This window comes from Mesorhizobium sp. Root552, assembly GCF_001427285.1.
Classification (GTDB): Bacteria; Pseudomonadota; Alphaproteobacteria; order Rhizobiales; family Rhizobiaceae; genus Mesorhizobium.
In genome coordinates this window covers 96098-120081 of the sequence record NZ_LMFV01000006.1, presented here as the reverse complement: position 1 = coordinate 120081, position 23984 = coordinate 96098, and the positions used below count along the sequence as shown (strand labels likewise).

Annotated in this window: 18 protein-coding genes; 4 read left to right on the top strand and 14 right to left on the bottom strand. The window is 57.1% G+C overall.

The genetic code is table 11. From position 1 onward, the window contains the following. Positions 1-352: 352 nt before the first annotated feature. From hxsB to ASD50_RS04005, 5 genes are all read right to left on the bottom strand, one after another. Positions 353-1762, bottom strand: coding sequence for a His-Xaa-Ser system radical SAM maturase HxsB (gene hxsB / locus ASD50_RS04025; RefSeq protein WP_056236481.1), 1410 nt, complete (start codon positions 1760-1762; stop codon positions 353-355). Further along, positions 1759-2076 carry a hypothetical protein gene (locus ASD50_RS22910; protein ID WP_156464928.1) on the bottom strand — a complete coding sequence of 106 codons (318 nt, stop codon included), beginning with the start codon at positions 2074-2076 and terminating at the stop codon, positions 1759-1761. Before ASD50_RS22910 ends, hxsB begins: the two co-directional genes overlap by 4 nt. 445 nt (positions 2077-2521) lie before the next feature. Continuing rightward, on the bottom strand, positions 2522-3178 hold the full coding sequence (locus ASD50_RS24210) for an ANTAR domain-containing response regulator (protein ID WP_056236477.1): 657 nt from the start codon (positions 3176-3178) through the stop codon (positions 2522-2524). A 191-nt stretch (positions 3179-3369) separates the two neighbouring features. Next, positions 3370-4530 carry a transporter substrate-binding domain-containing protein gene (locus tag ASD50_RS04010; RefSeq protein ID WP_056236502.1) on the bottom strand — a complete coding sequence of 387 codons (1161 nt, stop codon included), beginning with the start codon at positions 4528-4530 and terminating at the stop codon, positions 3370-3372. Between the two features lie 216 nt (positions 4531-4746). Next, positions 4747-5721 carry a heme/hemin ABC transporter substrate-binding protein gene (locus tag ASD50_RS04005; RefSeq protein ID WP_056236475.1) on the bottom strand — a complete coding sequence of 325 codons (975 nt, stop codon included), beginning with the start codon at positions 5719-5721 and terminating at the stop codon, positions 4747-4749. 205 nt (positions 5722-5926) lie between these two features. On the opposite strand from ASD50_RS04005, the gene ASD50_RS04000 reads away from it, so the two are divergent. From ASD50_RS04000 to ASD50_RS03990, 3 genes are all read left to right on the top strand, one after another. Next, positions 5927-8008, top strand: a complete 2082-nt coding sequence (locus ASD50_RS04000) for a TonB-dependent hemoglobin/transferrin/lactoferrin family receptor (RefSeq protein WP_082549483.1) — start codon at positions 5927-5929, stop codon at positions 8006-8008. Positions 8009-8025: 17 nt separating this feature from the next. Then, the gene (locus tag ASD50_RS03995) at positions 8026-9102 is read left to right on the top strand and encodes a siderophore-interacting protein (RefSeq protein WP_056236472.1); all 1077 of its coding nucleotides are present in this window, start codon (positions 8026-8028) and stop codon (positions 9100-9102) included. 274 nt (positions 9103-9376) lie between these two features. Next, entirely contained in the window at positions 9377-10129 is a 753-nt protein-coding gene (locus tag ASD50_RS03990) for a transglutaminase-like cysteine peptidase (RefSeq protein WP_162251978.1), read from the top strand. 27 nt (positions 10130-10156) lie between these two features. Here the strand turns inward: ASD50_RS03990 and ASD50_RS03985 are convergent, their stop codons facing one another. The 5 genes from ASD50_RS03985 to ASD50_RS03965 all read right to left on the bottom strand — a co-directional run bounded on the left by ASD50_RS03985 (position 10157) and on the right by ASD50_RS03965 (position 16681). After that, complete coding sequence (locus ASD50_RS03985) at positions 10157-10774, bottom strand: ribbon-helix-helix domain-containing protein (RefSeq protein WP_056236468.1); 618 nt, start codon at positions 10772-10774, stop codon at positions 10157-10159. A 1-nt stretch (position 10775) separates the two neighbouring features. Beyond that, entirely contained in the window at positions 10776-12056 is a 1281-nt protein-coding gene (locus ASD50_RS03980; RefSeq protein WP_056236465.1) for an HlyD family type I secretion periplasmic adaptor subunit, read from the bottom strand. Between the two features lie 55 nt (positions 12057-12111). After that, positions 12112-14289, bottom strand: coding sequence for a type I secretion system permease/ATPase (locus tag ASD50_RS03975; RefSeq protein WP_056236463.1), 2178 nt, complete (start codon positions 14287-14289; stop codon positions 12112-12114). Between the two features lie 134 nt (positions 14290-14423). Beyond that, a complete protein-coding gene (locus tag ASD50_RS03970) occupies positions 14424-15833 on the bottom strand; it encodes a TolC family outer membrane protein (protein WP_244484423.1) in 1410 nt (469 codons plus the stop codon). A gap of 197 nt (positions 15834-16030) precedes the next feature. After that, complete coding sequence (locus tag ASD50_RS03965) at positions 16031-16681, bottom strand: L,D-transpeptidase (RefSeq protein WP_082549481.1); 651 nt, start codon at positions 16679-16681, stop codon at positions 16031-16033. Positions 16682-16844: 163 nt separating this feature from the next. Between ASD50_RS03965 and ASD50_RS03960 the strand changes: the two genes are divergently transcribed. Next, complete coding sequence (locus tag ASD50_RS03960) at positions 16845-17615, top strand: GGDEF domain-containing protein (RefSeq protein WP_210168925.1); 771 nt, start codon at positions 16845-16847, stop codon at positions 17613-17615. Positions 17616-17671: 56 nt separating this feature from the next. Here ASD50_RS03960 and ASD50_RS03955 read toward each other — a convergent pair whose 3' ends face one another. The 4 genes from ASD50_RS03955 to ASD50_RS03940 all read right to left on the bottom strand — a co-directional run. After that, the gene (locus ASD50_RS03955; protein ID WP_056236454.1) at positions 17672-18697 is read right to left on the bottom strand and encodes a hypothetical protein; all 1026 of its coding nucleotides are present in this window, start codon (positions 18695-18697) and stop codon (positions 17672-17674) included. A 113-nt stretch (positions 18698-18810) separates the two neighbouring features. Beyond that, positions 18811-19170, bottom strand: coding sequence for a hypothetical protein (locus ASD50_RS03950; protein ID WP_056236452.1), 360 nt, complete (start codon positions 19168-19170; stop codon positions 18811-18813). A gap of 108 nt (positions 19171-19278) precedes the next feature. Beyond that, positions 19279-23460, bottom strand: a complete 4182-nt coding sequence (locus tag ASD50_RS03945) for a beta strand repeat-containing protein (RefSeq protein ID WP_056236449.1) — start codon at positions 23458-23460, stop codon at positions 19279-19281. Further along, a partial coding sequence (locus ASD50_RS03940) for a hypothetical protein (RefSeq protein ID WP_156464927.1) occupies positions 23454-23984 on the bottom strand: 531 nt, incomplete at its 5' end. The genes ASD50_RS03945 and ASD50_RS03940, both read right to left, overlap by 7 nt.

The following is a 23984-nucleotide window of genomic DNA, read 5'->3' as shown; positions in this document are numbered from 1 at the left end:
CTTCATCGAGATGCGGCAGCCTAATATGACAACCCTGATGGACCAGAGCCTCCGTTAGCTCACGATGCCAGTTGGTCCCAAAATCCCTGACTACGGACACGGATCAGACGGTCTGCCGTTCCACGTCCCGGATTTACTAGTAAAACATCTCCATCGATAAATGATGGATCCAAGCCCAGAACTCGAATCGACCCGGAGTGGCCGACGTATTCGGCTCCTTCAGGAGCCGCCCTGACCAGTACAACGTCAAAAGCACTTTCAGGCTCGTGTTCCAGCCTTGTTCCCTCAAATGATCTGAGACGAACGACAAACGGATGATCCCCGTTTGCCTCGACTTTTACGCGCAAAGGGATCATGCGTGCACAGTGACCATGTCGTCATCCCAGCTTGGCAAACCAAGCCAAGCTGCCAGAGATGCGTGAGTTGCTTCGTCCCGACGATAGAGAATTTCAAAAACCTTATCGAACAGCGCTAAATGTCGACCGCAGAACCAGGTATCGGGGCGCGGAATACCCACTCGGCCATATCGAGAAAGATCATCGACGACATCTGTGCCACAGAAAGGTTGATAAGGGCAATGAATGCAATCAGGGTCGAAATGATTGAGGGCAGCAGAATTGAGGATCTCAATCTTAGCACGGTTTATCCCGTCAACAACGTTCCCAATCCCTAAATCAATGCGACCAATTCGGGAAAGCATTCTCGCTTCGTCAGTCGGGTAAAGCTGTCCATCATAGTCGATAACTATGTAGTCCGACGCGAAGAAATTTGGGTTGCGGATATCAACGTGATTGTCAGCACCGAAGCGCAATACCCGCTTTAAACACTGGCTGAAATAATATTCCTCCATGAAGCGACCTGTCCGGTAGTTACGAGCGATCAAAAGATCAATGAATCCGGAATGAAGCCGATTCCAGGACTGGAGAGCATCCGCGCCTTGATCGATTTTGCGGGCAAACCCTTGATGGTTGATGGGTCGTAGATAAACCGACCTGATCCCGTATCGCTCGTAATTGTCGAGCAGGGCTTCGAAATCTGGCGGATTTTTAACATCAATTGTCGGAAGCGCTGAGACCTTACCTTCCGGATATCGTGAAATCACCTTTTCGAGGTGAGAAAAAAAGGTCCTCGTAAGCTCGTTGTTATGGGTGCGCTGACGTTCATGTGTGCTCCAGTCGCCGTCAAGCGATGTACTTATGAACGTATCTTCTGCGTCTAAAAACTCCCAGGCACTTTGGTCAAGATTTTGGAGGTTCGTACAGATCACAAACTGAGAATGAGAGAATCTTGCCCTGCATAAATCACGGACCCGTTCGAGCAGATCGAGTCTTAGCAGAGGCTCTCCTCCTTGAAATTCAATTTTAATCTCCGGTCCTTCTAACGTTTCCAAAAATGAGAGAACATCAGCTAGGGTTTCGTCCGTCCAGTCAAAACCTCGCGCCGTCTCAGGTGCCCGTGAAACTTGGCAATAACCACACGCCAGATTGCATCTCAGTGTCGGAACTAAGATAACGTAGTTGAGCCGCTGCGGCCTGGATTGCCGTTGAGACCACCGGTAGGCAAATGATGTCCAGAATAAATCCAGCTCAGTGTCATAGCTTTGTCCACCTTCACGAAGAAAAGCTTGGTCCGAGTTTGATAAGTTGCCTGATACGTAGCGCTCAAGAAACTCATCACCCGCTTTGAAAAAGCTTCCTGCGTCGTCGGCAAACAGGACCATCCCATCCGTCGTATCGCGGAATTTCAAAGGCCAAATATTCATTGTTTGGTCACCGCTGAAACCAGGGCTTGACGCATAGTTAGCGTTTCCGCGTAGATTTTCTCGCGGTAGATTGCATGGAAGACGAATCTTCTAAGCTGGTCCTTTGATGTTCCGGTGCAGGGACTTACGACAATATTGCTGCTTGACCGAACAAAGTGACAAGTTGGAAAAACTGCCTGAAGTCTTAGTAAAGCAGCCTCGACATGCGTCTGGAATTGTGGAGCAATTTCCACGGTAAAATCGTCTTCAGTCGCATTTGGCATTCTCGCCATATCCCCCAAGCCGATAATGCCGTGGGCGCATTCAATTTTCAAGGCCTTGATCGGAGACAGGACTGGACGAGTCCAAATTCCGGACTGGCCCCCGAAACTTTCCCGTATTTGAAAACTCGGTTCCCGTATTGTGCAAACGGGAATTCCTCGGCAAATGCCTGATTTTTCATGGAGGCTTCCTGTTCCTTCAACCCTTTTGAGGTTAAAAAAGACAAAAATTCCCGTTTTCTCGGGAAAATCTGACCCGAGACCCACCCTATCCCTACTGCACACACCACCAAACAGTCCTTCGCGAACATGATGATTGTCCGAGTCGGGGAGTAATCCACTCCCATTCCCGGTATGCCAATATGGCCGGGGTTGAGAATGGCTGTCCGGCGATAGTCTCTCGCTTGGTGAGGCAAGAGAGATGGGCGAGGCTAGACTGTCAACAAATTTGATCCCCACTGAATTCAATTCGTCGGGGCAGTCGGACCAACCGGATTTTTCATTCATTTGCCTGATGGGCGATGACGCGCTGGCCCGGCAACAAATCGCTGGCATTTATGACCGCCATCGCAATCGCCTCTATGGTCGTGCGCTTGTTCATCGCCTGTTCTCGCAAGGTCTCGTAGGCAACCTGTTCCGACATGTTGTTGGCTGCCATCAGAATGGATTTCGCCTTGTCGATGTCCCGGTGCGCCTTCAGCTTGGTGTTCATACGCTCCAGGCGAAGGCGGAGCCGTTTTTCGCGCTTGTGATTGTTTACGCTCAAAAGCACGTTGGCCAGGATGCCGAACGTACGGAGCGGAAGACCGATCACCGCCTGGGCCCTAAGCCGCAGAAGCTTGTCGACAATGATAGGGTTCTCATAGTCAACGACAGCGATGAGGACAGCCGGCGGGTCGTCGGCATTCCAGTTGAGCACGATATCGTCTTCGACGATCGGGCGGACGAAGACAAAGACGACATCGGTGTCAGGGGGTATTTCCGCAGGAGGAGGCCAACTCGACTGGACCTGGCAGCCTATTCGTTTCAGGTGCTGGCACAGTTCTTCCCCTTCGCCGTTCTTGGGCTGAAGCAGCAGAACCCGAAGAGTTCGCAAGTCCTTTATCAGGATCGGCGCGGATCGTTCATTCGGTGAATAGGGGCTGCGGGATACCATCGTTCCTCATAGTGGCAACGTCGCGCTACTTGGGCTGATCTGGCCACGGCGCAAAAATGGTAGTCTTGGTCAGTTCCTTTCAGCACGGCCTTGGCGAAGTCCGCCGACGCATCTCTTTCGTGCTTCCTAGGTCGGTCCAGGTGGCGTTTCGATCATTTGGGTTTCCGCTCTCAATCGGGACAAAGGCATTTCTAATGCGAGTAGGACGCCACCGGCGTTTCGAGTTCGTCGGGATAGTGGCTGACCTGATAGGGTTCGGGTGCGATTGCGGTTTGGGAGGCAACCAGGATCTCGAACTGGCCATCCCCGGCCACACGGCCGATCTTCGGCCAGACATGGGTGTGCGCATTGACCGGATCGATGCGCACCCGTCCCTGGGGGGCGTCGAACTCGGAGCCAAGAATGGCCGGCCGCAGGATGTCGGGCTTGTCGGTGCCGCACCTGCGCAGCGCCTGCGCCACGATGTGAACCTGGAAATAGGCAGCCTCCCAGCACATGTTGGTGACGATGCCGCCGCCGGCCTTGCGCCTGTAGCGCTCCAGGCACGCCCTGTTCTGCAGGCTCTCCTGCGACTGGAAATAGGTCGCCGAGGTGATGTGGCCGACCGCAGCCGTAACCCCCATCGCCTGGACATCCGCCTCGCTGGTGGTCAGGCTGGCGATCGGCATCCTTGCCGGGTCCAGTCCCGCCTCGGCAAAGGCCCGGTAGAAGTGGACGATCGCGTCGCCGACGAAGTTGCAGAACACGACGTCGGGCTGCAGGCGCTTGATGTCGGAGACAAGCGGCTGGTAGTCGGCGGCCGGGGCATCGAGCTTCAGGTAGCCGCGCCCGATGACCTCGCCGCCTTCCACCGCCACCATCTCGCTCATGATGCGGTCCGATTCCCGCGGCCAGATATAGTCCGAGCCGACCATATAGAAACGCATGCCGGTATCGTTGAGCAGGAACTCGCCAAGCTTGGCGCTGTTCTGGTTCGGGGCGGCGCCGCAATAGATGGCGTTGCGCGAATATTCGAAGCCTTCGTACTGGGCCGGGTAGCACAGAAGGCCGTTGTGGCGCTCGACCGCGCGCAGCACGGCCTTGCGCGAACTGGACATGTAGCAGCCGAAGATGACCTTGACGCCGTCTTCGGCGAGAAGCCGGTTGGCGAGCATGTTGTAGGCGAGCGGATCACCGCCCGGGTCGTGGCAGACAGGGACAAGCTCACGCCCGTTGATGCCGCCGGCCTCGTTCACCTCGCCGATCGCAAACAAGGTGGCGTCGAGCATGCTCTGTTCGGTGGTCGAGGTCGGCCCCGACTGCGAAAACAGCACTCCAACCCTGATCGGCTTGTCTGTGTTCCTGCTTGCCAACGCCAACTCCGTTCAAACGCCGGAGCCAACAAAAAAGCGCTCCACGCGGTTAGTCCCGCTGAAGAGCGCCTTTGCTCATATCAATATAAGCACATCATGACTTAAGGCATGACATGCGTCAACCGACTCATGGATGCCTCGCAGGCAGTTCCGCGCCAGTGCCGGATAATGCAGGTTTGACGACATACCGGATCGGGAGCGCGGATTGTTATCGCATCACTTTTCACTCAACGTGTTTTGGATATCGGTGGCCGGATAAAGCGCTTGCGCGAGTTCGCGGATTGTCGTCGCCGTGCGTGGTCCAAACCCGATCATGTACGTCCCGTCCAACACGATCAGATGGCGGTTGCGTCCTGCCGGCGTGGCAGCAAGTGCGGGGTTGGCGAACACTTGGTCGGGTGTCGGGCCGCCCTTGCCGTCGCCCATCATAAGGATGACGTCGGGAGCCAGTTCAATGAGCTTTTCTTCTGAAGCTGCCTTGTAGCCTTGGACGACCTGCATGGGATTCGACCCTCCCGCGTAACGAATGATCGCATCCGCCGCAGTTCCGGCACCGGCTGCCGACAGTTTGATGAGACCGTGAAAGAATATGACCTTCTTCCGATCCGTCGTCGCCACTGCCGACGCAAGGTTGGCGGCAGAATTGAAGTCGTCAAGGACACGCCGGCTAAGAACCTGCCCCTGCTCTTCCATCTCAAGAGCGGATGCGATCAGCTCGATCTTGGCGCGGATGCCGTCGGGCGAATTTTCCTGCGGAACGAAAACGACCGGTGTTTGCAAAGAGGCCAGCACATCGATTGCTTCAGGCGGACCGATGTCGTTGGCGGCAATGATCAGGTCGGGCCGCAACGCGACCAGACCTTCGACAGAGAGTTGCCGGCGCGAACCTACATTCGGCTTAGAAATGACGGGATGCGGGTATTTGCCGGCCCTGTCGACGCCGACTACTTTGTCGCCCAAGCCAAGTTCGTAGACGATTTCGGTAACATCGGACCCCAATGTCACGATCCGAGCGGCTGCGCCGGTCTCAACGGTTCTGCCACGTGCATCGACGATTTCGGCGGCATAGCAGGCAAGCGAGGCCATCATCAACGCCGAAATACCAAGGAAGATCACCGCAGCTTTTTGACGAAGCTTGCCAGTGTACGATCCCGGCATGCTGATGCCACCGACTGCCAATCGTTTGCGCATATGGGCCGATCACCTCTCGTAAAGATTTTTTCGTGCTGTCAATATAATTAAAGTTGACTCTTGTAATCAAGTTTTACTATCTGCCGGTACTCGCTTTCAACCGATCGCGATTTCTGCACTTGCCAGCCCGGTCCAAAGCCCTGCCAGCGAATTGAGTTTCATATGCATTCGGGGGCGGCTTATGTCTTTTTCATCCAGGGGTCTGATGACCAGTACGGCTCTGGCCGTGGCTTTGTCTGCGGGAGGTCTTCCCGCACACGCTCAACAAGCACAGAACACGCAAGCTCAGGCGGGCGAGAAACAGGATCGCGTCCAGCCGACCGGCAATCGACAGGCAACGACCCTCCTCGACCTGATCACCATCTCCGCGACCATGGGTCTTCAGGCGGTCATTGATGCATTGTCAGGCACAAGCGTCGCCGATACGGTCGAGATCGAACGCTTGCAGCCTGTGACTGCGGCCGACCTGTTTCGCAACATTCCAGGCGTATCCGCATCCCTGAACGGAGACGATCCGGCAACCGCAATCAACATCCGTGGCCTTCAGCAATATGGCCGTGTTGCGGTGACACTCGACGGGGCGCGACAGGACTACTGGCGTGTGGGCCATGGTTCCGGATCGTTCTATATCGAGCCTGAACTTCTGAAACAGGTAACGGTCATTAGAGGACCCGTATCGAATGCCTACGGCACCGGTGCAATAGGCGGCGTGGTCGCATTCGAAACCAAGGGCGCCAGTGATTTCCTGCGCGACGGGGAGACTTGGGCGCTCAGCGAAAAAGGCCGTTACGAGAGCAACGGCAGCGGTTACCTGTCAAGCACGACCGGAGCATATCGCTTCAACGAGAATGTTGACATCATCGGCAACATCGTCTGGCGCGACAGCAGCGAGTACAAGGACGGCAACGGAACCCCTGTGCGCTTTACCGGCGAAGAAGCAGTAAGCGGCTACAGCAAGATGACTTTCCGCCCCACTGAAGGGCATGAGGTAAAGCTAAGCGCGGTAGCGCAGAACTACGACGACATCGTTTCTGCAGCTTCGGGCTCCAACAACATCAACGTTACCCGTTATAATGCCGACACCAATGTTCGAAACTACACCGCCAACTACACCTACAGGCCGGACGACAATGACCTTTGGGATTTTTCTGCAACTGCCTATCACGCTGCCACTCGCGCCGAGCAACGTCAGATCGTGGGAAGCGCGGTCGGCTCGATGCGCTACTACGACGTCACCACGAGCGGAATGAATGTGCGCAATGCCTCTCGCTTCGAAGGCTGGGGCATGAGCCACACCCTAACTTATGGCGGTGACTACTCGCTCCTGAACGGCGATTCGGTCGATGCCAATTTCGGTAAGGGCGATCAACGCGCTTACGGCGCCTTCATGCAATGGGAAGGCAAGTATGGCGCTTGGCTCGATCTGATCGGTGCCCTTCGGTATGACGGCTACCAACTTGACGGAATGTCGAAGCCCGCTCCTGGAAATCCATCACACCCGGTTTCGCTTGAAGGCGAGCGTTGGTCGCCGCGGTTCACGGTAGGTGTTACGCCGCTTGAAGGAATTCAGCTCTACGGAACCTATGCTGAAGGTTATCGCACGCCGCATATGCAGGACGTGTTTCGCCAGAATGGCGCTCATGGTGCTGGCTACGAACCGAACCTGACGCTCAAGCCCGAAGTTGCCAAGACCTGGGAAGCCAGCGTAAATCTGAAATATGACAGCGTGTTTACAGGCGACGACATAATTCGCGCCAAGGTCAACGTGTTCCATACAAAAGTCGACGACTACATCGACACGGTCGCAGCCGGCGGCGTCACCACGTCGCAGAACGTTGGTACGGCTCAACTGAAGGGCATCGAACTGGAAGGCGTCTACGACTACGGCGTCGGGTTCGTGAATCTCGCCGCATCGTTTACCGATGCAAAGATGCACGATGGTCCCACTGCCGGAGCTACGCTCAGCAATACACCGCTCGACAATGTGTCTCTCACGCTCGGTTTCCGTGCGCTTGAGGACCGCCTCGTTTACGGCGTTCAGTACCAGAGCCTTGGCGAAGTAACCCGTGTCCTCTCCACGGGTCCCAAGTTCTATCCGCGCACCGATCTCGTGAATGTGTTCGCCAACTGGGACGTGAATGACAATCTCAAACTCGACTTCGGTATCGATAACATTTTCGACAAGGCCTACACCGACCCGCAAACCGGTTGGGGAACCAATCCGTTGAGCGAGCAAGGCAAGGGCAGAACATTCAAGATCGCATTGACTGGCCGCATCGGCGGCTGAACTTCCGGAGACTTAACATGACCGAGCTTGCCTGCGAGGCGCATCTGCAACTGCAGCATCTACCCAACTATCTCGATCGGATTACCGATCGATTGCACAGTTTCAACGCAGATATTTCGCAGGGGGAGGACCGCATCGATTTTCGTTTTGATTTCGGTGCTGCATCCTTCGACATGACACCGGGAAGCCTTGTAATGCGGGCAAACTCCGGCGATGCGGACGGTCTCGCCCGGATCAAGGACCTGCTCGCTACTGCCGTGCAGGTTTACGCCAAGGAGGAGCAGCCGCAGATCGTCTGGTCCGGCGATCTGGCGGATGAAACGCAACTGGCACAGTTCCGTGAAATGACGGTTGTGAGCGCAACCTGGCTTACGCCGCATATGCGCCGCATACGGTTGGCGGGCGAACGGCTGGAGCGTTTCGGCAAATACGGAAACATGCATATCCGCATGCTGTTCCCGACAGAAAAGATTCCTGAACCGCAGTGGCCGACACTTGGACGAAACGGGCTGGCGGTTTGGCCGTCCGAAGATCATCGCCCAACCCCGCGGGCCTATACGATCCGGGCTTTCAGTGTCGAAGAAGGCTGGATGGACGTGGATTTCGTCACACATGAAGGAGACAGCGTCGGCTCAAAGTGGGCACTGGAATCGACAGCCGGCGACAAGGTTGGCATCATGGGGCCTGTAGGCCGACCGCTGCGCCAAGCAGATTGGTATGTCATGGGTGCGGATGAAACAGGGCTGCCTGCTTTGGCTAGAATGCTTGAAACCCTGCCGCCAACAACTACTGGCGTCGCATTTGTCGAAGTCGCCGACGAAAGGGAAAGGCAGGATATCGGCAACCGTACGCGGATCGAACTGAATTGGATTTATCGGAACGGAGTAGCCGCAGGAGCGGATGAACGTCTGGCCAATTCTGTTCTCTCAGTCGCTTGGCCCGATGGCCAGACCAGGTTTGGCTGGTTCGCTGCGGAAGCGATGGCGGCCAAGCGCGTTCGAGACCGCTGGCGCAGCGAACTGGGGCTCGGCAGAGACCAGACCCTCGCAGCGGCCTATTGGCGCCGCGGCATATCCGGCCTTATGGCCGGATAACAACGAAGGCCGATTGGAGCCGCGGGTCATTTTCCTATCCGCGGCTCAATTTGCATAAAATACAAATCAAATTTATGATCTGCAATATACGAAATTCTAATACTTAAGTTTCAATTTTAAATTCTATTGAATATCAATCTTCTGATAATCCTGTCGAATTTATACCATCTCCCTTAGCTCGATATACAACTCCCTGAACTAGGCTGCACCTCGGTAGATCGAGGACGGGCAGATGCTTCACAAGGGTACACGAGCTGCGGGAAGGTGGGCTGGCATGGCTCTCAGCGCCGCCGCTGCCTGTATGCTGACTGGAAGCATCGCCAATGTAGGCAACAGCCCTGCATCAACCGATACGCAGCTCGACTACATAAGCACTGGCTCAGTGGTGACAGGAATATTCGCTTCGGTGGCATTCCCGTTCAAACCGGGCATGGCAGTACGTTGGGCGGAGATCGAGGCAAATGCGGATAAGCTTGCGCCGGAGTATTGCGACGGCCTTGCCGCATGCCGCATCCGCTTAAGTCTCCTTCAGGACACGGCCAACGCCGTTCAGGATCAGTCGGTGGTAGGCAAGATCACCGCTGTCAACAAAGCGATCAATCGCCTGATCGACTATCGAAGCGATAAAGATACTTATGGCGTACTCGACTACTGGGCGATGCCTAAGGAAGTTCTTGCTTCCGGCAAAGGCGATTGCGAGGATTTTGCCATTCTGAAGATGGCCGCGCTCAGAGCTGCCGGCCTACCGGCAGACAGCATGGCTCTGGTGGTGCTTCGTGATTCAAGCCGGAATTTCTATCACGCTGTTCTTGCGGTATCGACGTCCAGCAACACCTATGTGCTGGACAATCTGCGCGACGCCGTGCTGACCGACAGGCAATTGCCGCAATATCAGGCCCTCTATTCCCTCAGCATGCAGAAAGCCTGGATTCACGGCTACAAGAGGGGCTCGGAATTCGCCATGCAGAAGCGGCCGAAATCATTGGAATCCGTGCAGCCCGGCGAAGGCATTCACGACCCATCCTGAGACGAGCACGAAATTGGCCGCGTAAGCCTACGGCAGCACGTAGCACAAGATGATGTCTTGTCCCGAGACCGGTGCCAATATGGAATTGAGGTTGCCGCGCAATCGCCGATCGCCCAGACCGACGACAAAGCCTACAGGGGTAGGTGTGTTGCCATTCGCTTTCAGATTTGCAGCCAGATCCGTCAGATGCACGTCCAAGGCCAGTCTGAAGTCCCTGCCAATCGGACCCGGCGCGGCGTACGAGAAGCGGGCCTGGACGAAAGCCAGGAATGATTGGTTGTAAGCGATGATACGCTTGTCGAGCCCCAGGGCGAAGGCCGGGCCAGGCGAAGCACGGACAAGGTTGCCGACAAGAGACGGGTTGGAAATCCGACGGGCCGCCTCCAGTTCACCCAGCGCCCATTTGAGGCAATAGACCCTGAGCAGCGATGTCGCGTTCGTCACATCCGGCGCCTGCTCGATTACCGCGCTTACAAGACTGCCTGTCTTCTGCGCGGTCGCGGTCGCAATGTCCCGTAACGCTTGCCAGTAAGCACGCTCAAGGCGGATGCCACGACGCGCATCTTGACCCTCCACCACCCGGAAGACAGGTTCGGCATCGCTGGCAAGTGGACTGGGTTTCGGTTCGCCGGACGCAGAAGCCACGCTATCGCTCCCGCATGGCTTCTGTTCTGGCCTTGTTGATTGGTTTCAGCAGATACTGAAGCACCGTCTTCTTGCCCGTCATTACATCGACTGAAGCGATCATGCCGGGAATGATGGCGTGCGACTTGCCGTCATGAACGATCTCGGATTTGTCGGTTTTCACCTGCACGAGATAGAAGGTTTCTCCGGACTTCTCGTCGAACATCGAATCGGCGGAAACGTTGGAAACCTCACCAGCAAGTCCTCCATAGATGGAGAAGTCGAAGGCGGTGACCTTCACCAGCGCGGGCTGCCCAACACGGATGAACGCAACGTCCTTTGGAGAAATGCGGGCCTCCACCAGCAAAACGTCGGAGGTCGGGACGACTTCTGCAACAACGGTTCCGGGCTGCACGTAAGCGCCTATGGTGGTGATCTCCAGACGGTTCACCACACCATCGACAGGTGAACGCAAATCCGTTCGCTGGACCCGGTCGGTTGCGCCGCGAATGGTTTCCATCGCAACGGAGAGGTCGGCCAGGACCTTGGTCTTTTCAGCGAGCGCTTCCTGCTGGAAAACCAGCGTCAGCTCGTCGACCTGAAGTGAAGCTTCCTTGATGGCGCCACGAATACGGTCGAGGGATTCCTGCAGCAATTTCAGTTGGCCGCTCGAGTCCGTCAATTCCTTCTGGATGCGCAAAAGATCGGTCTGAGGCGCAAGTTTGCGAACAACCAGCGGCTCCAGCAGCGCTGCCTCCTTCTGCGAAACCTCGATGTTGGCTTCCAGGCGCTGGATGCCGACGAGAGCCTCGTCCAGTTCCTTGCGGCGCTGCAGATGGCGTTCCTGCAGGACTGAAAGCTTGTTCTGGAAAGCGTCCCGCCGCGCCTTCAGCAGTTGCGCTTCGTTGTCGCAAACTTCCGGGCTGGACTTCCTGACTTCCTCCGGGCAGGTCATCGACGAGACCATGTCTCCCGTCTGCTCCAGTTCGAGGCGCGCAATCTGTGCACGCAGCGCACGCGCACGTGCCTCGAGCTCGCCCAATGTCGAGGTCGTGGCGGTATCGTCCAGCCGCACGATGAGATCGTCCTTCTTGACGATCTGGCCGACTTTCACCGCGATTTCCTGCACGACGCTGGCCTCGCTCGCCTGGATAATCTGGGTACGCGAGACAGGGATCACCTTGCCCTCACCACGGGCAATTTCCTCGACCTGAGTGATCGCAGCCCACGCCACGAACGAAATGACAAGCAGAATAACGACGATGAGACTAGCGCGCGCCCAAAACGGGGGTTTGTCGGTCATTGCCGCTTGCCCTCCACATGAACGATACGAGACGCCGGTTGGTCGCAGAGCGAAATCATGTCGGGCGCGCCGCGTTTTTCTGGAGTTGCTCGATCACCGCCTTCTTTGGGCCGTCCGCGATCACGCGACCATTTTCCAGGACGATGAGGCGGTCGATCAATTCCAGCATGCTGTAGCGATGCGTCGAGATAACAAGCGTCGTTTCCGGGCTGATCGCCGTTGCCAGTTGATTGATCAGCCTGCGCTCCGAAGCGAGATCCATGGCGCCCGACGGTTCGTCCAGGAATATGATTTTGGGCCTAGCCAGCAGAAGCCGGGCGATGGCCATAGCCTGCCTTTGCCCACCGGACAGGTTGCCGCCGCGTTCGCCCACCTGCATGTCGTAGCCGCGCGGGTGGCGGGAGACGAATTCGTCGACGCCCGTTTTCCGCGCCACCTCGATGATTTCCGCATCGGTCGCGTCGGCGCGACCCATCAGCAGGTTTTCCTTGACCGAACCCGAAAACAGATCCGCCGACTGCGAAGCAACCGAGACGGCCGAGCGGATGATGGCCGGATGGTACTGGCGCACATCGATGCCATCTATCATCAGGCTGCCTCCCGTCGGCGGGTAAAGACCTCCGAGAAGGCGACCAATGGTGGTTTTCCCGGACCCAATCCGACCTATAATTCCGACACGCTGGCCGGGCTGGACCGCAAATGTCAGGCCATTCAGCACTTTCTGGTCGGAATTCGGATAGGCAAATTCCACGTTCTGGAAAGCAAAGCTTCCGCTGTGGATTTCCCGATTGACGAAGCCAGTGCCCGTCGGGCGATCTTCCGGCTGTTCCATCACGGAGTTGAGGATGCGCAGTGACAGCATCGCCTGCCGCATCCTCGAGAGGGTCATGGCAATCTGGCCCATCGGCGCGACCGTGCGACTTGAAAGCATGACTGCGGCGATAATCGCGCCAGAAGACATCTGGCCTTGTGAGAACTGGTACGCGCCGGCGATGATGATGACGATCGACACGAGTTGCTGGACGAATTGCGTCCAGTTGGCAGCCGATGCCGATAGCTGCTTGATCTCTTCCGAAGTCAGCGACGCCTTCTTCGACAATTCGTGCCATTTGCGCAGCAGCATCCGTTCCGCGCTCAGCGACTTCACCGTCTCGATCGTCGAGATCGTCTCGACAAGAAGCGATTGCTTCATCGAAGATTCGTTGGATGCGGCTGCTACCCTGCGCCCGATCCGGTGTTGGGAAATCAGCCCGATACCCAGTGCGATAAGGAAGGCTATCGCCGGAACGATCACGATCCACCCGGCTACCAGATAGATCACGATCAGAAACACGAACACGAAGACCGTATCGATCAACACGCTGATGGTATTCGAAGTAAAGAACTCGCGTACGAATTCGTACTGCGTGATTCGGCTGGCATAGTCTCCTGTCTGCATCGGTCTCGACGACATGGTCGCGTTAAGGACCTTTTCAAACAGAAGGTACGAAAGCTTGATATCGGCTCGCCTGCCCGCATAGTCGATCAGGGCCGAGCGCGCGGTTTTCAAAAGCAGGTCGAAGAGGATTGCGCCGGCGACACCGATGGCAAGAACCCAAAGCGTCGACTTGGCATCATTGGGCAAAATGCGATCGTAGACATTCATGGTGAAGAGTGGCGAGGCCAGTGCCAGAAGATTGATGAACAACGCCGCCAAAGCGACCTGCGCATAGGATCGCCAGAACGGCAGCAATGCGCTGGCCAGCCAATGTCGCCGCACGATGCTGCCATCCATGCCCTCAACGGCGGATTGCATCGTATCCGCACTGACAATGCTGAAGGACAGAACCGCCCGCACTTCTTCCTTGCGCAACGGGCCACCCTGAACCTGGGAATTGGCCAGCGCCAACAGCGAAGAATCGAAATCGCCTCCCGCCATGTTTTCAAGCAGGGATAGCGCTGACCCGTCGTTCAGGAGAAGAATTGCCGGCAGATCGAGGTTGCCGGAGGCCAGTTCACGCCAACCGAGGTCTCTTACCTCAAGGCCGATGCGGTCGCTCAGCCGTTGAACGTCTTCCAGACTGGGCTTCGCCTCGTCGAATGGAATGCCGGAGAAAAGCACGACATCGGAACCAGGCCTGCCAAGAAAGATGGCTACCCGCTGAAAGGCATCCCTGAAGGACTGCCCCCTTGCCGGGACATCAATTTCGGTAGCTTCGGCCCGTGCAACGGACAATTCGGGCGCCGAATTCATAAGGGCCTCTCGCTATACGAGACGACGCGTGCTGCGAAGAAAGGCAAGCAGCCTGCATTCCATCGAACAAAAGGCTGCCTGCGTTCGAACCGCTCTATCCATCGCAGCCTATGCCGCAAAGACTTTCCCGCTGGTTACTGTATGGGGGCCAGCAAATCGAGCGGCAAGTCGTTGACCTGTTGCGAAGGCAGGCGACGATAGGTTTCCGTCGGGGCGGTTTCCGGAACGTTAAACTCTTTGCGCGCGTATGCGTCTGACTGCTTGGCGGCCTGGAGGTTCATCGTGCTCAACAATGTTCCTGTTGCTGCAAGCAAGCGGTACTCGGCAAAACGGGCTGCAAATTCCGCAGTCTTCGCGAGGATATTGACGGTATAGCGCGAGTTCTGGGCGCCCAGCACGTCAAGCAGGGAACGCCTGCCAACCGCAAGCTGATCGCGGTAAGAACTCACCAATTGTCCGTTCGATGCCGCCTGTTCCCGGAAGGTGCTGGCCAGATCCATTTGGCGCAGGCGACGATCCCATGAAATCCGGACCGCTTCCTCGACTTCCCGGTAATTCTGGTGAAGCACCAAACGCTGCTCGCTCGCCCGGCGGATTTGCTCCTGCTCATTGGCGATGTCGATGCCGCCACGATACAGGTTCCATTTAGCTACGACCCGCGCCTGCAGGTCGGACGTCCGGCCCTCACTGCCATCGATGTCGTTTCCGGTACGGGCCCGTCCTTCAAGGAATATCTCGGGCAGCATTTTGGAGCGGGCGGCATCGATCTGTGCATCGGCAACATCGATATCCGCATTCGCCACCTTGATACGAGGGTTATTGACCCTGGCCAATCCTATGGCTGCATCGAGAGATTTCGGCAGCGCAGATGCCATCGAAGCAGGCATCGAGGCATTGGAAAAAGGCTTACCCACGAGTGTCAGAAAACGGGCCTTCGCGGCCTCCAGTTCTTCTTCCGCCTCTTTCATGCGGGCCTTCGCCGCCAGCAATCGCTCCTGCCCCTGCTGGCGGTCCGCCTCGGTCAGCGTACCGCCCGAAATCAGCGAGCCGATGTCGGAAATGACCTGCTGGTGGAAGCCCATATTGCGGCGCGATTCCTCAACGATCTGCGCTTGCAATAGAATCTCGAGATATTCGCGAACGACCTGCAGCCCGAGCGTTTCTGAACGCTCAAGGACCCGGAATGCCGCGCTGTCGACACGGGCCGCCTGGCGCTCAAGCTCTGCACGACGACCGCCGCCATCGAAAAGCTTCTGCGTGATAGTAAGGCCGACTTCGGACGGATAGAGCGGATCGTCGTCGAGTCCACCGAGCCGCCGCGAAGGGTTGTCCAGATCACGAGCGCCAACTGACGCTTCCAAATCGACGCTGGGGAGGTACAGGCCGCGCGCCTGGCGCAGCTCGAACTCGATCGCTTCTCGGTTTTCGGAAGCCTGGCCGATTTCAGGGTTGGATTCCAACGTTACGGCCATCGCTTCCTTGAGCGACATTGCCTTTGCGCTCACCGGAGCCAGAAAGACTCCCGCAAGCAGCGCCGCAGACATTACCCGGAGTACTGAGATACGCATTGCCCGCCACCCCACTCGTATAGAACCGCATTAAACAGCGGCTTCAGAATACCAATCCCTCGTACCGTATGCCGATTGGATTAAGAATCATCAACCCCTGCTGCTGCAAGGGCCCTGCATCATAAAGAAATCCTGATTATTGTTGCGATTCCGCCACACATATACATAAGATTTTACTGAACTATAACCATGCTTCCAATATTAGCTTTATTGTAGAGCTCTATAATATCCTCATTCGCCATTCTTATACAGCCGGACGACACCGCTTTTCCCAAGGTCCACGGCTCGTTAGTCCCATGTATTCTATAAAGGGTACCTCCAAGGTAGAGTGCGCGAGCACCAAGGGGATTATCCGGACCACCTTCCATGGTAGCAGGCAATATTCTCCCGTTGGCCGCTTCGCGCTGTCGCATTTCTTCGGGAGGCGTCCAACTTGGCCACTCCGCCTTGCGGCTGATCTTTTCAGATCCCTTCCAGCTAAAACCTTCCCGACCAACCCCGATGATGTAGCTGATCGCCGTGCCATCCCGGTTGACGTAGAGCAGGCGTCGCTGGCCGGTATCCACGATAATGGTCCCTGGACGCGCGCGTCCTTCATAGGGAACGATCTGCGGCGGGACCGGCGCGACATTAAGCCTGCGTGCAAGCTTTCGGTTGTCCACGCGCTTCTTGACCCACTTGCCGGTTGCCGCATCGAACTGGCGGACTTCGGTTTGCGCCGAAGTCGCTGCGGCCGGCTGGATGCCCGAGATCGGGGCGAACAGGTAAGTTGCGCAGACGATTGCGGCCCATATGGCAAAACGCGAAATCATGCTTGATGGCATCGAGGCCGCTCCGAAATCCGGTTTCCGTTACCCAGACTTTAGTCAAATCGATCAAATGTGAAATGTCGAGGCAACGTCAATTTTACGCCGGTGCATTATTCAACTGCGGATAGAAAAACGGGGATTTGACAGGACGATGGACTGGGGATCAGCAAAGACCTTCTTGTTCCGCCACAAACCAGCCCTTTCTTGGGCTGCCGGAGGAACCGCCGTCGGCATTGCCCTTGCCTTGGCCGCGTATGGCATTTTCAACGCAGTGTCACCGTCGCTCGCCGCAGGCAGGGAACTTGGCCTTACTTTGACGGTTTCGATTCTCGTTGGGCTGCCACTCGCCATCGCTTGCGGGCTGCTTGCGTCCAAGGCCGCCTTGCTGCGAAAGCAGGCGCAAAAATCGGCGCAAAACGACGGGCTGACATCTTGCCTCAACGAGCCGACTTTCTCAGCGCTTGTCGATACGTACTCCAATCGCAACTCCGCACCCGGCAGCAATCCGCTCGGCACCATTCTTCTCATCAACCTCGACGACCTCAAAGTCATCAACAGCCGTTTCGGCTTCAGTTGGGGGAACGAAGCTCTCAGCAGCGTCGCGGCCACGATCAGGAACACGGTGCGCAACGGCGATATCGTCGGCCGCGTCTCTGGCGATCAGTTCGGCGTATTCCTTCCCGGCGCGAATGAGATCGATGCGCGTGGTGTCGCCGAACGTATCCACGACAATGTGACGAAGATGCAATTCTATCCGGCGGGTACGCACTATCCCATGTCCATTCGGGCCGGTGCCGTGATTGTATCCAGCCGTATCGGCTTCGATGACCTTCTGCGCACGGCCGTAGGTACACTGGCCAAGACGCAGGCGCCGGGACATGACTGGATCGAGTACCAGTTCTTGAATACGTCGCATGCCTCTGGCGAAAACGATAGCCGACTTCAATAGCCGCTGCTGATCTGCGGTTGCCGGTTGAGCAAGCTGGCAACCGGGGTCGACTCGGTTCAGAAACCTGACGGCGCTGCGTCCTGAAGGACGAGCTTACCTCCGGACAAACGATAAATCGCCAATCGCCGTTCAACGTGGCCATCGGCACCAAAGCGGAATGTCCCGGTCGCACCGGTGAACCCCGAACTTGCTCGCAAGGCAGTTGGCTTCAGCCCGTCAGCTCCCTTCGTCCGGACGATGCCGGCGGCGACCGCCACTGCATCGAAGCCGTAAGCGGCCTCCAGGGATAGTGCGCGCCCGTAGGTCTGCTGGAAGCGCCCCGATATGCGCTTCAACGAATTCTGGTCGATCAGTGCAAGCAGCGATCCTTCCAGCACCGGTTCGCCGTACGCACTGGCGGGCCAGACGTAGGTGCCAAGGAATGGAACGCTGGCCTCCAGCCCTCCACGTTGGCGCAATGCAGGGGCGGCGACTTTTGGGGCGTCCGCGCCAATCAGCAAGACGGCCTGGGCCTCGCCAAGCCTTGCAAGCTTGGCCACGCCGTCTGCCGACGTCGGGTCGGTAACGATATCCAGAAGTTGCACGCCGTTCTTCTTCAGGCCTGCGCGCAGACGCTGGGTCTCTGCCATGTCGAGTGGACGGGTTGAAACGACCATGATCTTCGTGCGGCCCGCACCCGCCGCGTATGAAGCGATTTCGATAGCCCCGCCGATTTCATCGGACTGGATCGCAACCGCAGACGCGACAGGGTTTGCATCCAGAAGCATTGCCGGCGGCTTGGATGAGGCATCCGCAAAAGCCTTGGCGAGAGACGGCGGACCGATAAGCATCTTCGTTCCGCCATCGGCGGATTGCTTGACCTCGTCGGCGACGACTACCCCTGGCGCCCTAAGATCATGCGCAGCCAAAGTCAGTTGCCCTGCACCAAGTTCCTTGATCGCAAGGGCCGCACCATCGCGATAGTCATTTGCAGAACCGGCGATGCTGGAATCCAGAAAGATGTCGATACGGGCAGGCCCGCTGCCAAACGACTGCGAAGCCACTACCGGTGCGCTCGAACCGGCACCGGGATCGGCCTTCACGCTTTCGAGCGCTTCAGGTCCTGCCGAAGACTGGCAGCCGCCGGTTAAAACGGCTACAGCCAGTAAAATACAGGAAACGCCGCACCGGAAATGCAAGAGGCCCATGCGGGCGGTCAGTTCATGTACTGAACCATGCGGGCGTGAAAGCACTCGCATTTGTTGAGCGTGTCCTCGTCACGGTAGTCGGCCTTGAGATAGCCATAGGCCTTGCCGCAAGCCACCTTAGCTTCAGATGCCCAGGTGAAAGCCGGCCGGCGCGAGTTGATCCACTGGCTGTCGTCGGCCACGCTGACAGCTTCGTTCATCAGCTTGACGACGTCTTCCTTAAGCGCCGCGTTGCTGGTCTCGCTGAGCAAAGTGGAGCTCGTTGCCAACTGACACTGATTGGAACCGACGCCCAGATCGGCTGCCTGAACTGGCAGAACCACGGCAAGAAGGGCTACCGACGCCAGAATTTTACGCACTGAAATCATATCAACCGTTCCCCGAATTCTAGCCGTCCTGCGGCGGTCACAACTACAACAACCAATACGTGAATTCAACACCGGCCCACCCGAAGGCAGGCCAGCAGTGCCCCGATATCAAGGGGTATGGTTGACCGTCGCTGCGGCCAGGTCGTCGTCATAAAGGATCTTCACACCGGCGTCGGTGTTCAGGTGGGCGACAGTGACAAAGTCAGCGTCATTGCCCGAACCGCTCTGGTTCACCTGCAACTGGTCAGCCGCGCCATTACCGCCCTCCACCGTGCGGACGAAATCACCAATATTGTCAGCTGTTACGTTGCCGCCCAACAACTCTGAGAGATCGACCACATCACCTTCCCCAATCTTGTAGTCGGTGATGATGTCGGCCATCGCCGGTCCTTCGGCAATCGCCGAGTGATCGATGACGAACGTGTCGGCCCCTGAACCGCCTGTAAGCGTATTTTGACCCGAACCGCCAGCAAGGAAGTCGTTGCCGTCGTCGCCATATAGTTTGTCGTTCCCTTCTTGACCGAAAATGACATCGTTTCCATCGCCGCCGTGTATCGTGTCATGCCCCCCGGACCGGCCACTCTCTTTAGATATTTCGTCCTGATGGGTACGAATGTAGTTAATTGTGTCTGCTCTGGTCCAGTTTTGCGACGGTGTCGTCTCCAGAATCTGGAACACCTTCCAGCCGGAGCCGTCGGGCAAATCCACCAGTCCCTTCGCATCCGCCAGAATGTCGGTGAATGGCACATCCCCGAAGATCAGGTCGTTGCCCACACCGCCGTTGATCGTATCGTTGCCGGCGGTCGACAAAGCAGCCTGACCGCCAAGATTACCGACAGCGTCGATTAATCCAGCCGCATCATTAACGATCACAGCTCCATCACCCTGAGGCCCTTCGATGATATCGAGGATATCGACACCGCTCGGCCGGGTGATCTGGTCAAGCCGGATGTAACCGGCGCCGGTGCCGGTGTTCTGGAACTCTATATAGTCGATCAGCTTGCCGTCTGGTGCACTGATAAGAAAATCGTTCTTGTCATTGCCACTCCAAGTCGGCACGTCCGCTGATAGCGAAACAGTTCCATCCGTGTAATGGATCTTATAAGCGACCTTGTGCCCGGGACCAGACCCGAAGCTAACGAAATCAAACCGTGCCGCCACTGCCGGTGCACCGCTGTTGAAAGTACCAGTGGTATACCCGCCCGACCCATCATAGTCGGTCGCCGGACCGAAATCGAAGCGAAGCACCTCTGCACCGCTCAATCCATCACCGCCGTTACCAGAGACACCATAAGCTCTACTAGCGCCCGTACCGGTAACCGTCACCGACGTCACGCCGCCGGCGCTGCCCGTCCAGCCGGAGACCTGTGCAAGCTGCTCGCTGGTGGTATCAGAACCTCCCCTTACAATAAAAGCATACTGATTTCCGCTAGCCGACGAAACATCGAAGCGACTGTTGTTGTTGTAATTCGTTTCGTTGCTTCCACCGCTTCCAACGCTCTGCGTAGGCGCCGTCGTGCTCAACCCGATGCCGACTGTGTCGATGCTCCAGCCGGTATCCTGCAACGCCTTGATCTCGTTGCTACCGTCCGTGATGCCAAGCGCCTCCCTGAGCGCGGTCGCAACACCAGAATCCGAAGTGCTGGCAGATGTCGAGTTGCCACTCGTATTCGTATAGCTGGTTGGCTGACCATCAGATACAAACAGAACTTTCTCGACTGTCGCCGCCGAAAGCGGAGCGCCAGTACCAGCCGAGTTGATCCATGTCGTCGCGGCATTCAGGGCCGATTCATAGTTCGTAGCATTTTCCGTATCCACGTTGTTGATGGCAGCTATCGCGGCGTTCAACTCAGCCATATTGACGACACCGCCCTGAATGAGGTCATAGACCCCATTCGCGTGGCTACCTGACCCGATGTCGTAGCCCTTGCTGTCGAAGCCGATGATCTTCACACGAAGATCTTGCGCCTGGGATTGACCCAACGTTGTGAGCAACTGATTTACGGCAGCTTGCAACACGTCGAGACGGCTGTCCTCATTCCATCCCGGATTTGTGTCGCTACCCAACCGCCAGTTCATGCTGCCGGACGTGTCGAGAACAAGCAGTATATTCGCGGTTGCACCGGAGATCGTCACCTGCCCCGGATCGCCGAGAAGAGTGTCGTTACCAGCACCACCTTCAACAGCACCGTCGATCATCCCTGCGGGGTTCGCCACTGCATGGTTTTCGGGCGAGTTGGCAGCGTCGCCCTGGTTGGAGCCCACGACGAACACCGAGGGTGCCGACAGCGTGATATCGATACCGCTTGCGACAGCATCGCCATCGCGGTCAATGATCTGGACCGGAAGATGGAAATCAACCGGATCCGTGGAAACTACCGAGGTGCCAAAGCCGCCAACTTTGAAGGTCCCGCCCGATTCATGCAACGCTTCCAAGCTATTGTAGCCAGAGGTTGTATAGGACGCGACGCTTGTCCCGTTCACGATGCCTGAGACGAGCGCTTCACCGTTGGTGAAGGTCACGCCGAAATCATGGCCGCCGACGGTCACGGTCGATGCCGTCGCTGAGACCAGCTTTGTTTCACCATTGTAGGTGATGGCGATCGTCGAGATGGTATCCTTCAGGCCATCGCCAACATGCGTCGTTATCGTCCCCGTATCATCATCATCGTATGCCTTGAACCGCACAGTGGGTGCGGCGCCATTGACATTCGAAAACACAATCGAAGCACCGTTTATGGCGTAATGCTGATCGAAGGTATGATTCTGCTTTGCCGGGTCGCTGTAGTTTCCATTGTTCGGCACAGTGCCCGCCAGGTCTCTGACGAAATCGAGACGGATGCCTTCGCCACTGTCGATGGACTGGCCACTCCCAATTCCGAACGTATTGTTGCTAGTATTGACGGACGTGCCGGATGTAGGGGTAATCAGCAAATCCGGGCTATCTTCCCCAGCTTTCGTATAGCCGAACCACGGATTGTTGCCGCCTTGCGGATCATATCCGCCAGTCAGGAAATTCACCGTAGTCAGGCTGTCGACGATTCCGTCCATATCGACGGAATAGGTGCCGTTCGCCGGATTCAAGGTGAGGGTGAACACCGTAGGACCGGTTGTGCTGCCGGCATGGCCGATCAACGTATGGCCGTCGCCAGCTAGCGTGTAAACGATCGGCTGGCCACCTGAAGTCAGCCCACTTGGCTGGTTATGCAAGTCAGGATCGAACCTTACCGTTCCCGGGCCATCCGCTCCGTAACTGGTAATGGCGCCGCTGACATTAAGGTCGAGATCGAAACTGATCGATGCGCCGGGGCCATTGCCGACAGTCGCGTGTTCAGGAGTTATCGCCACCGGAACGTCATCGATCACACTGATCGACGCGTCGAGTGAAACATTCGTGTCGTCGGGCGATGGTCCGCCAGTGTCCGTAACAGTCACGCGACCGTTCAAATTAATAGTCAGTGTACCTTCCTGATTATCAGCCGTACTCGCCGGATGGTGATCGACGGGAGCATTCAATGTAAATTTGTACTCTCCCGTAGCGGTATTAACTATCTCGAGCGTGAATACCTTGGTATCGCCTGCCCCATAGCTGCCCGATCCACCGTCTCCGTTGACATAGCCAATCAACTTTCCACCGTCGATGGCAAAATAAACCTGTTTACCGCCTGAAGTCAGAAGTCCAGTGGCGGTATGCACCTCTGGGTTGCCGACCAACTGAGCTAAAGCAAAAGATAGAGACTCATCAACGCCACCAGTCACTAAAGTGCCAAAGGTACCGGTCGCGGTATTGGTCGTCCTGTTGAGATTGCCGGCATCATCCAGATCAAGCCCGGGTGAACCCGCAACCGTCTCTTCGTTGCCATACGGGAGGCCGTGCTCCTCTTCGACTACTCCGGAGACGGCACCCGTGATGGTCAGAGGATGGTTTAGATTTACGATATTGATCGTATGAGAATCAGTATCCTGGTCGCTATCGCCATCAGTCGCCTTGATGGTGAAGCTGACATTCACGCCACTGGTCGAAACCTGATTTGCAGTGAAGCTCCAGGTTCCGTTGCCGTTCGCATCCGGCTGGAAGAGCGTCATCGTTCCCTTGCCGGGAACATCGAACTCAAACTTGCCAGCCGTCCACACAATCGTGTGGCTGCTTCCGTCGGCAGTGATGGTAAGCTGACCGGCCGCAACACCGTCCGCGCCCGGCGTCAGTGTCCAGTTGCCGGTCGAATTGGTCCCCTCGTTCACGTTGCTCGAGGTGGGAGCTCCATTGTCATTGCCGCCGATTGTCACCACGGGAACGTCGTCGGAGACGCTGACATTGACCCTGCCCTCGGCCGCATCGTGCCCTCGGCCGCATCGCCGTCGATGTCGGTCGCAACGACCTTGACCGAGCCAAGCTGGGCAAGGTCGTCGACATTGATGCCCGTATGGCTGTCGTAATTGTYCAGRAGCGTCGCCGTCACCTGCGCATCGTTGCCGTCGCGCACAAGGTCAAGCCGAACGATGTCCGTCGCCCCGTCGCGGCCGACRATCTSSGTGTCCGAGATGCGGACCCAGGTCAGSCCGCCGCCAAGACCCGAGACGTCCTGGCTGAACGCGATCGTCGCGATCGCATCCGAACCCGGCGCGAAGCTGATCGTGCCGGTGTCGAAGTCGTCGCCGGCAGGCGTGCTGCCGCCGGCAAGGTTCTGGTCGTCAAGCCCAAGCGTGATCGCGCCGCCATCGGGRCCCGCCACCGTCGGGCCGTCGCCRTCGGTGATCGCAATCGTGTGGCTGTCGGCCGTCTCGTCGCCGTCGGCGTCGACACCCTTCAGCAT

What these genes read in the sequence shown, in the direction of transcription:
- ASD50_RS03965 (WP_082549481.1), bottom strand. Translation starts at nt 16,681, where the DNA reads ATGCCATCAAGCATGATTTCGCGTTTTGCCATATGGGCCGCAATCGTC.
- hxsB (WP_056236481.1), bottom strand. Translation starts at nt 1,762, where the DNA reads ATGAATATTTGGCCTTTGAAATTCCGCGATACGACGGATGGGATGGTC.
- ASD50_RS03980 (WP_056236465.1), bottom strand. Translation starts at nt 12,056, where the DNA reads ATGACCGACAAACCCCCGTTTTGGGCGCGCGCTAGTCTCATCGTCGTT.
- ASD50_RS03975 (WP_056236463.1), bottom strand. Translation starts at nt 14,289, where the DNA reads ATGAATTCGGCGCCCGAATTGTCCGTTGCACGGGCCGAAGCTACCGAA.
- ASD50_RS04005 (WP_056236475.1), bottom strand. Translation starts at nt 5,721, where the DNA reads ATGCGCAAACGATTGGCAGTCGGTGGCATCAGCATGCCGGGATCGTAC.
- ASD50_RS03970 (WP_244484423.1), bottom strand. Translation starts at nt 15,833, where the DNA reads ATGTCTGCGGCGCTGCTTGCGGGAGTCTTTCTGGCTCCGGTGAGCGCA.
- ASD50_RS24210 (WP_056236477.1), bottom strand. Translation starts at nt 3,178, where the DNA reads ATGGTATCCCGCAGCCCCTATTCACCGAATGAACGATCCGCGCCGATC.
- ASD50_RS03990 (WP_162251978.1), top strand. Translation starts at nt 9,377, where the DNA reads ATGGCTCTCAGCGCCGCCGCTGCCTGTATGCTGACTGGAAGCATCGCC.
- ASD50_RS03950 (WP_056236452.1), bottom strand. Translation starts at nt 19,170, where the DNA reads ATGATTTCAGTGCGTAAAATTCTGGCGTCGGTAGCCCTTCTTGCCGTG.
- ASD50_RS04000 (WP_082549483.1), top strand. Translation starts at nt 5,927, where the DNA reads ATGACCAGTACGGCTCTGGCCGTGGCTTTGTCTGCGGGAGGTCTTCCC.
- ASD50_RS03995 (WP_056236472.1), top strand. Translation starts at nt 8,026, where the DNA reads ATGACCGAGCTTGCCTGCGAGGCGCATCTGCAACTGCAGCATCTACCC.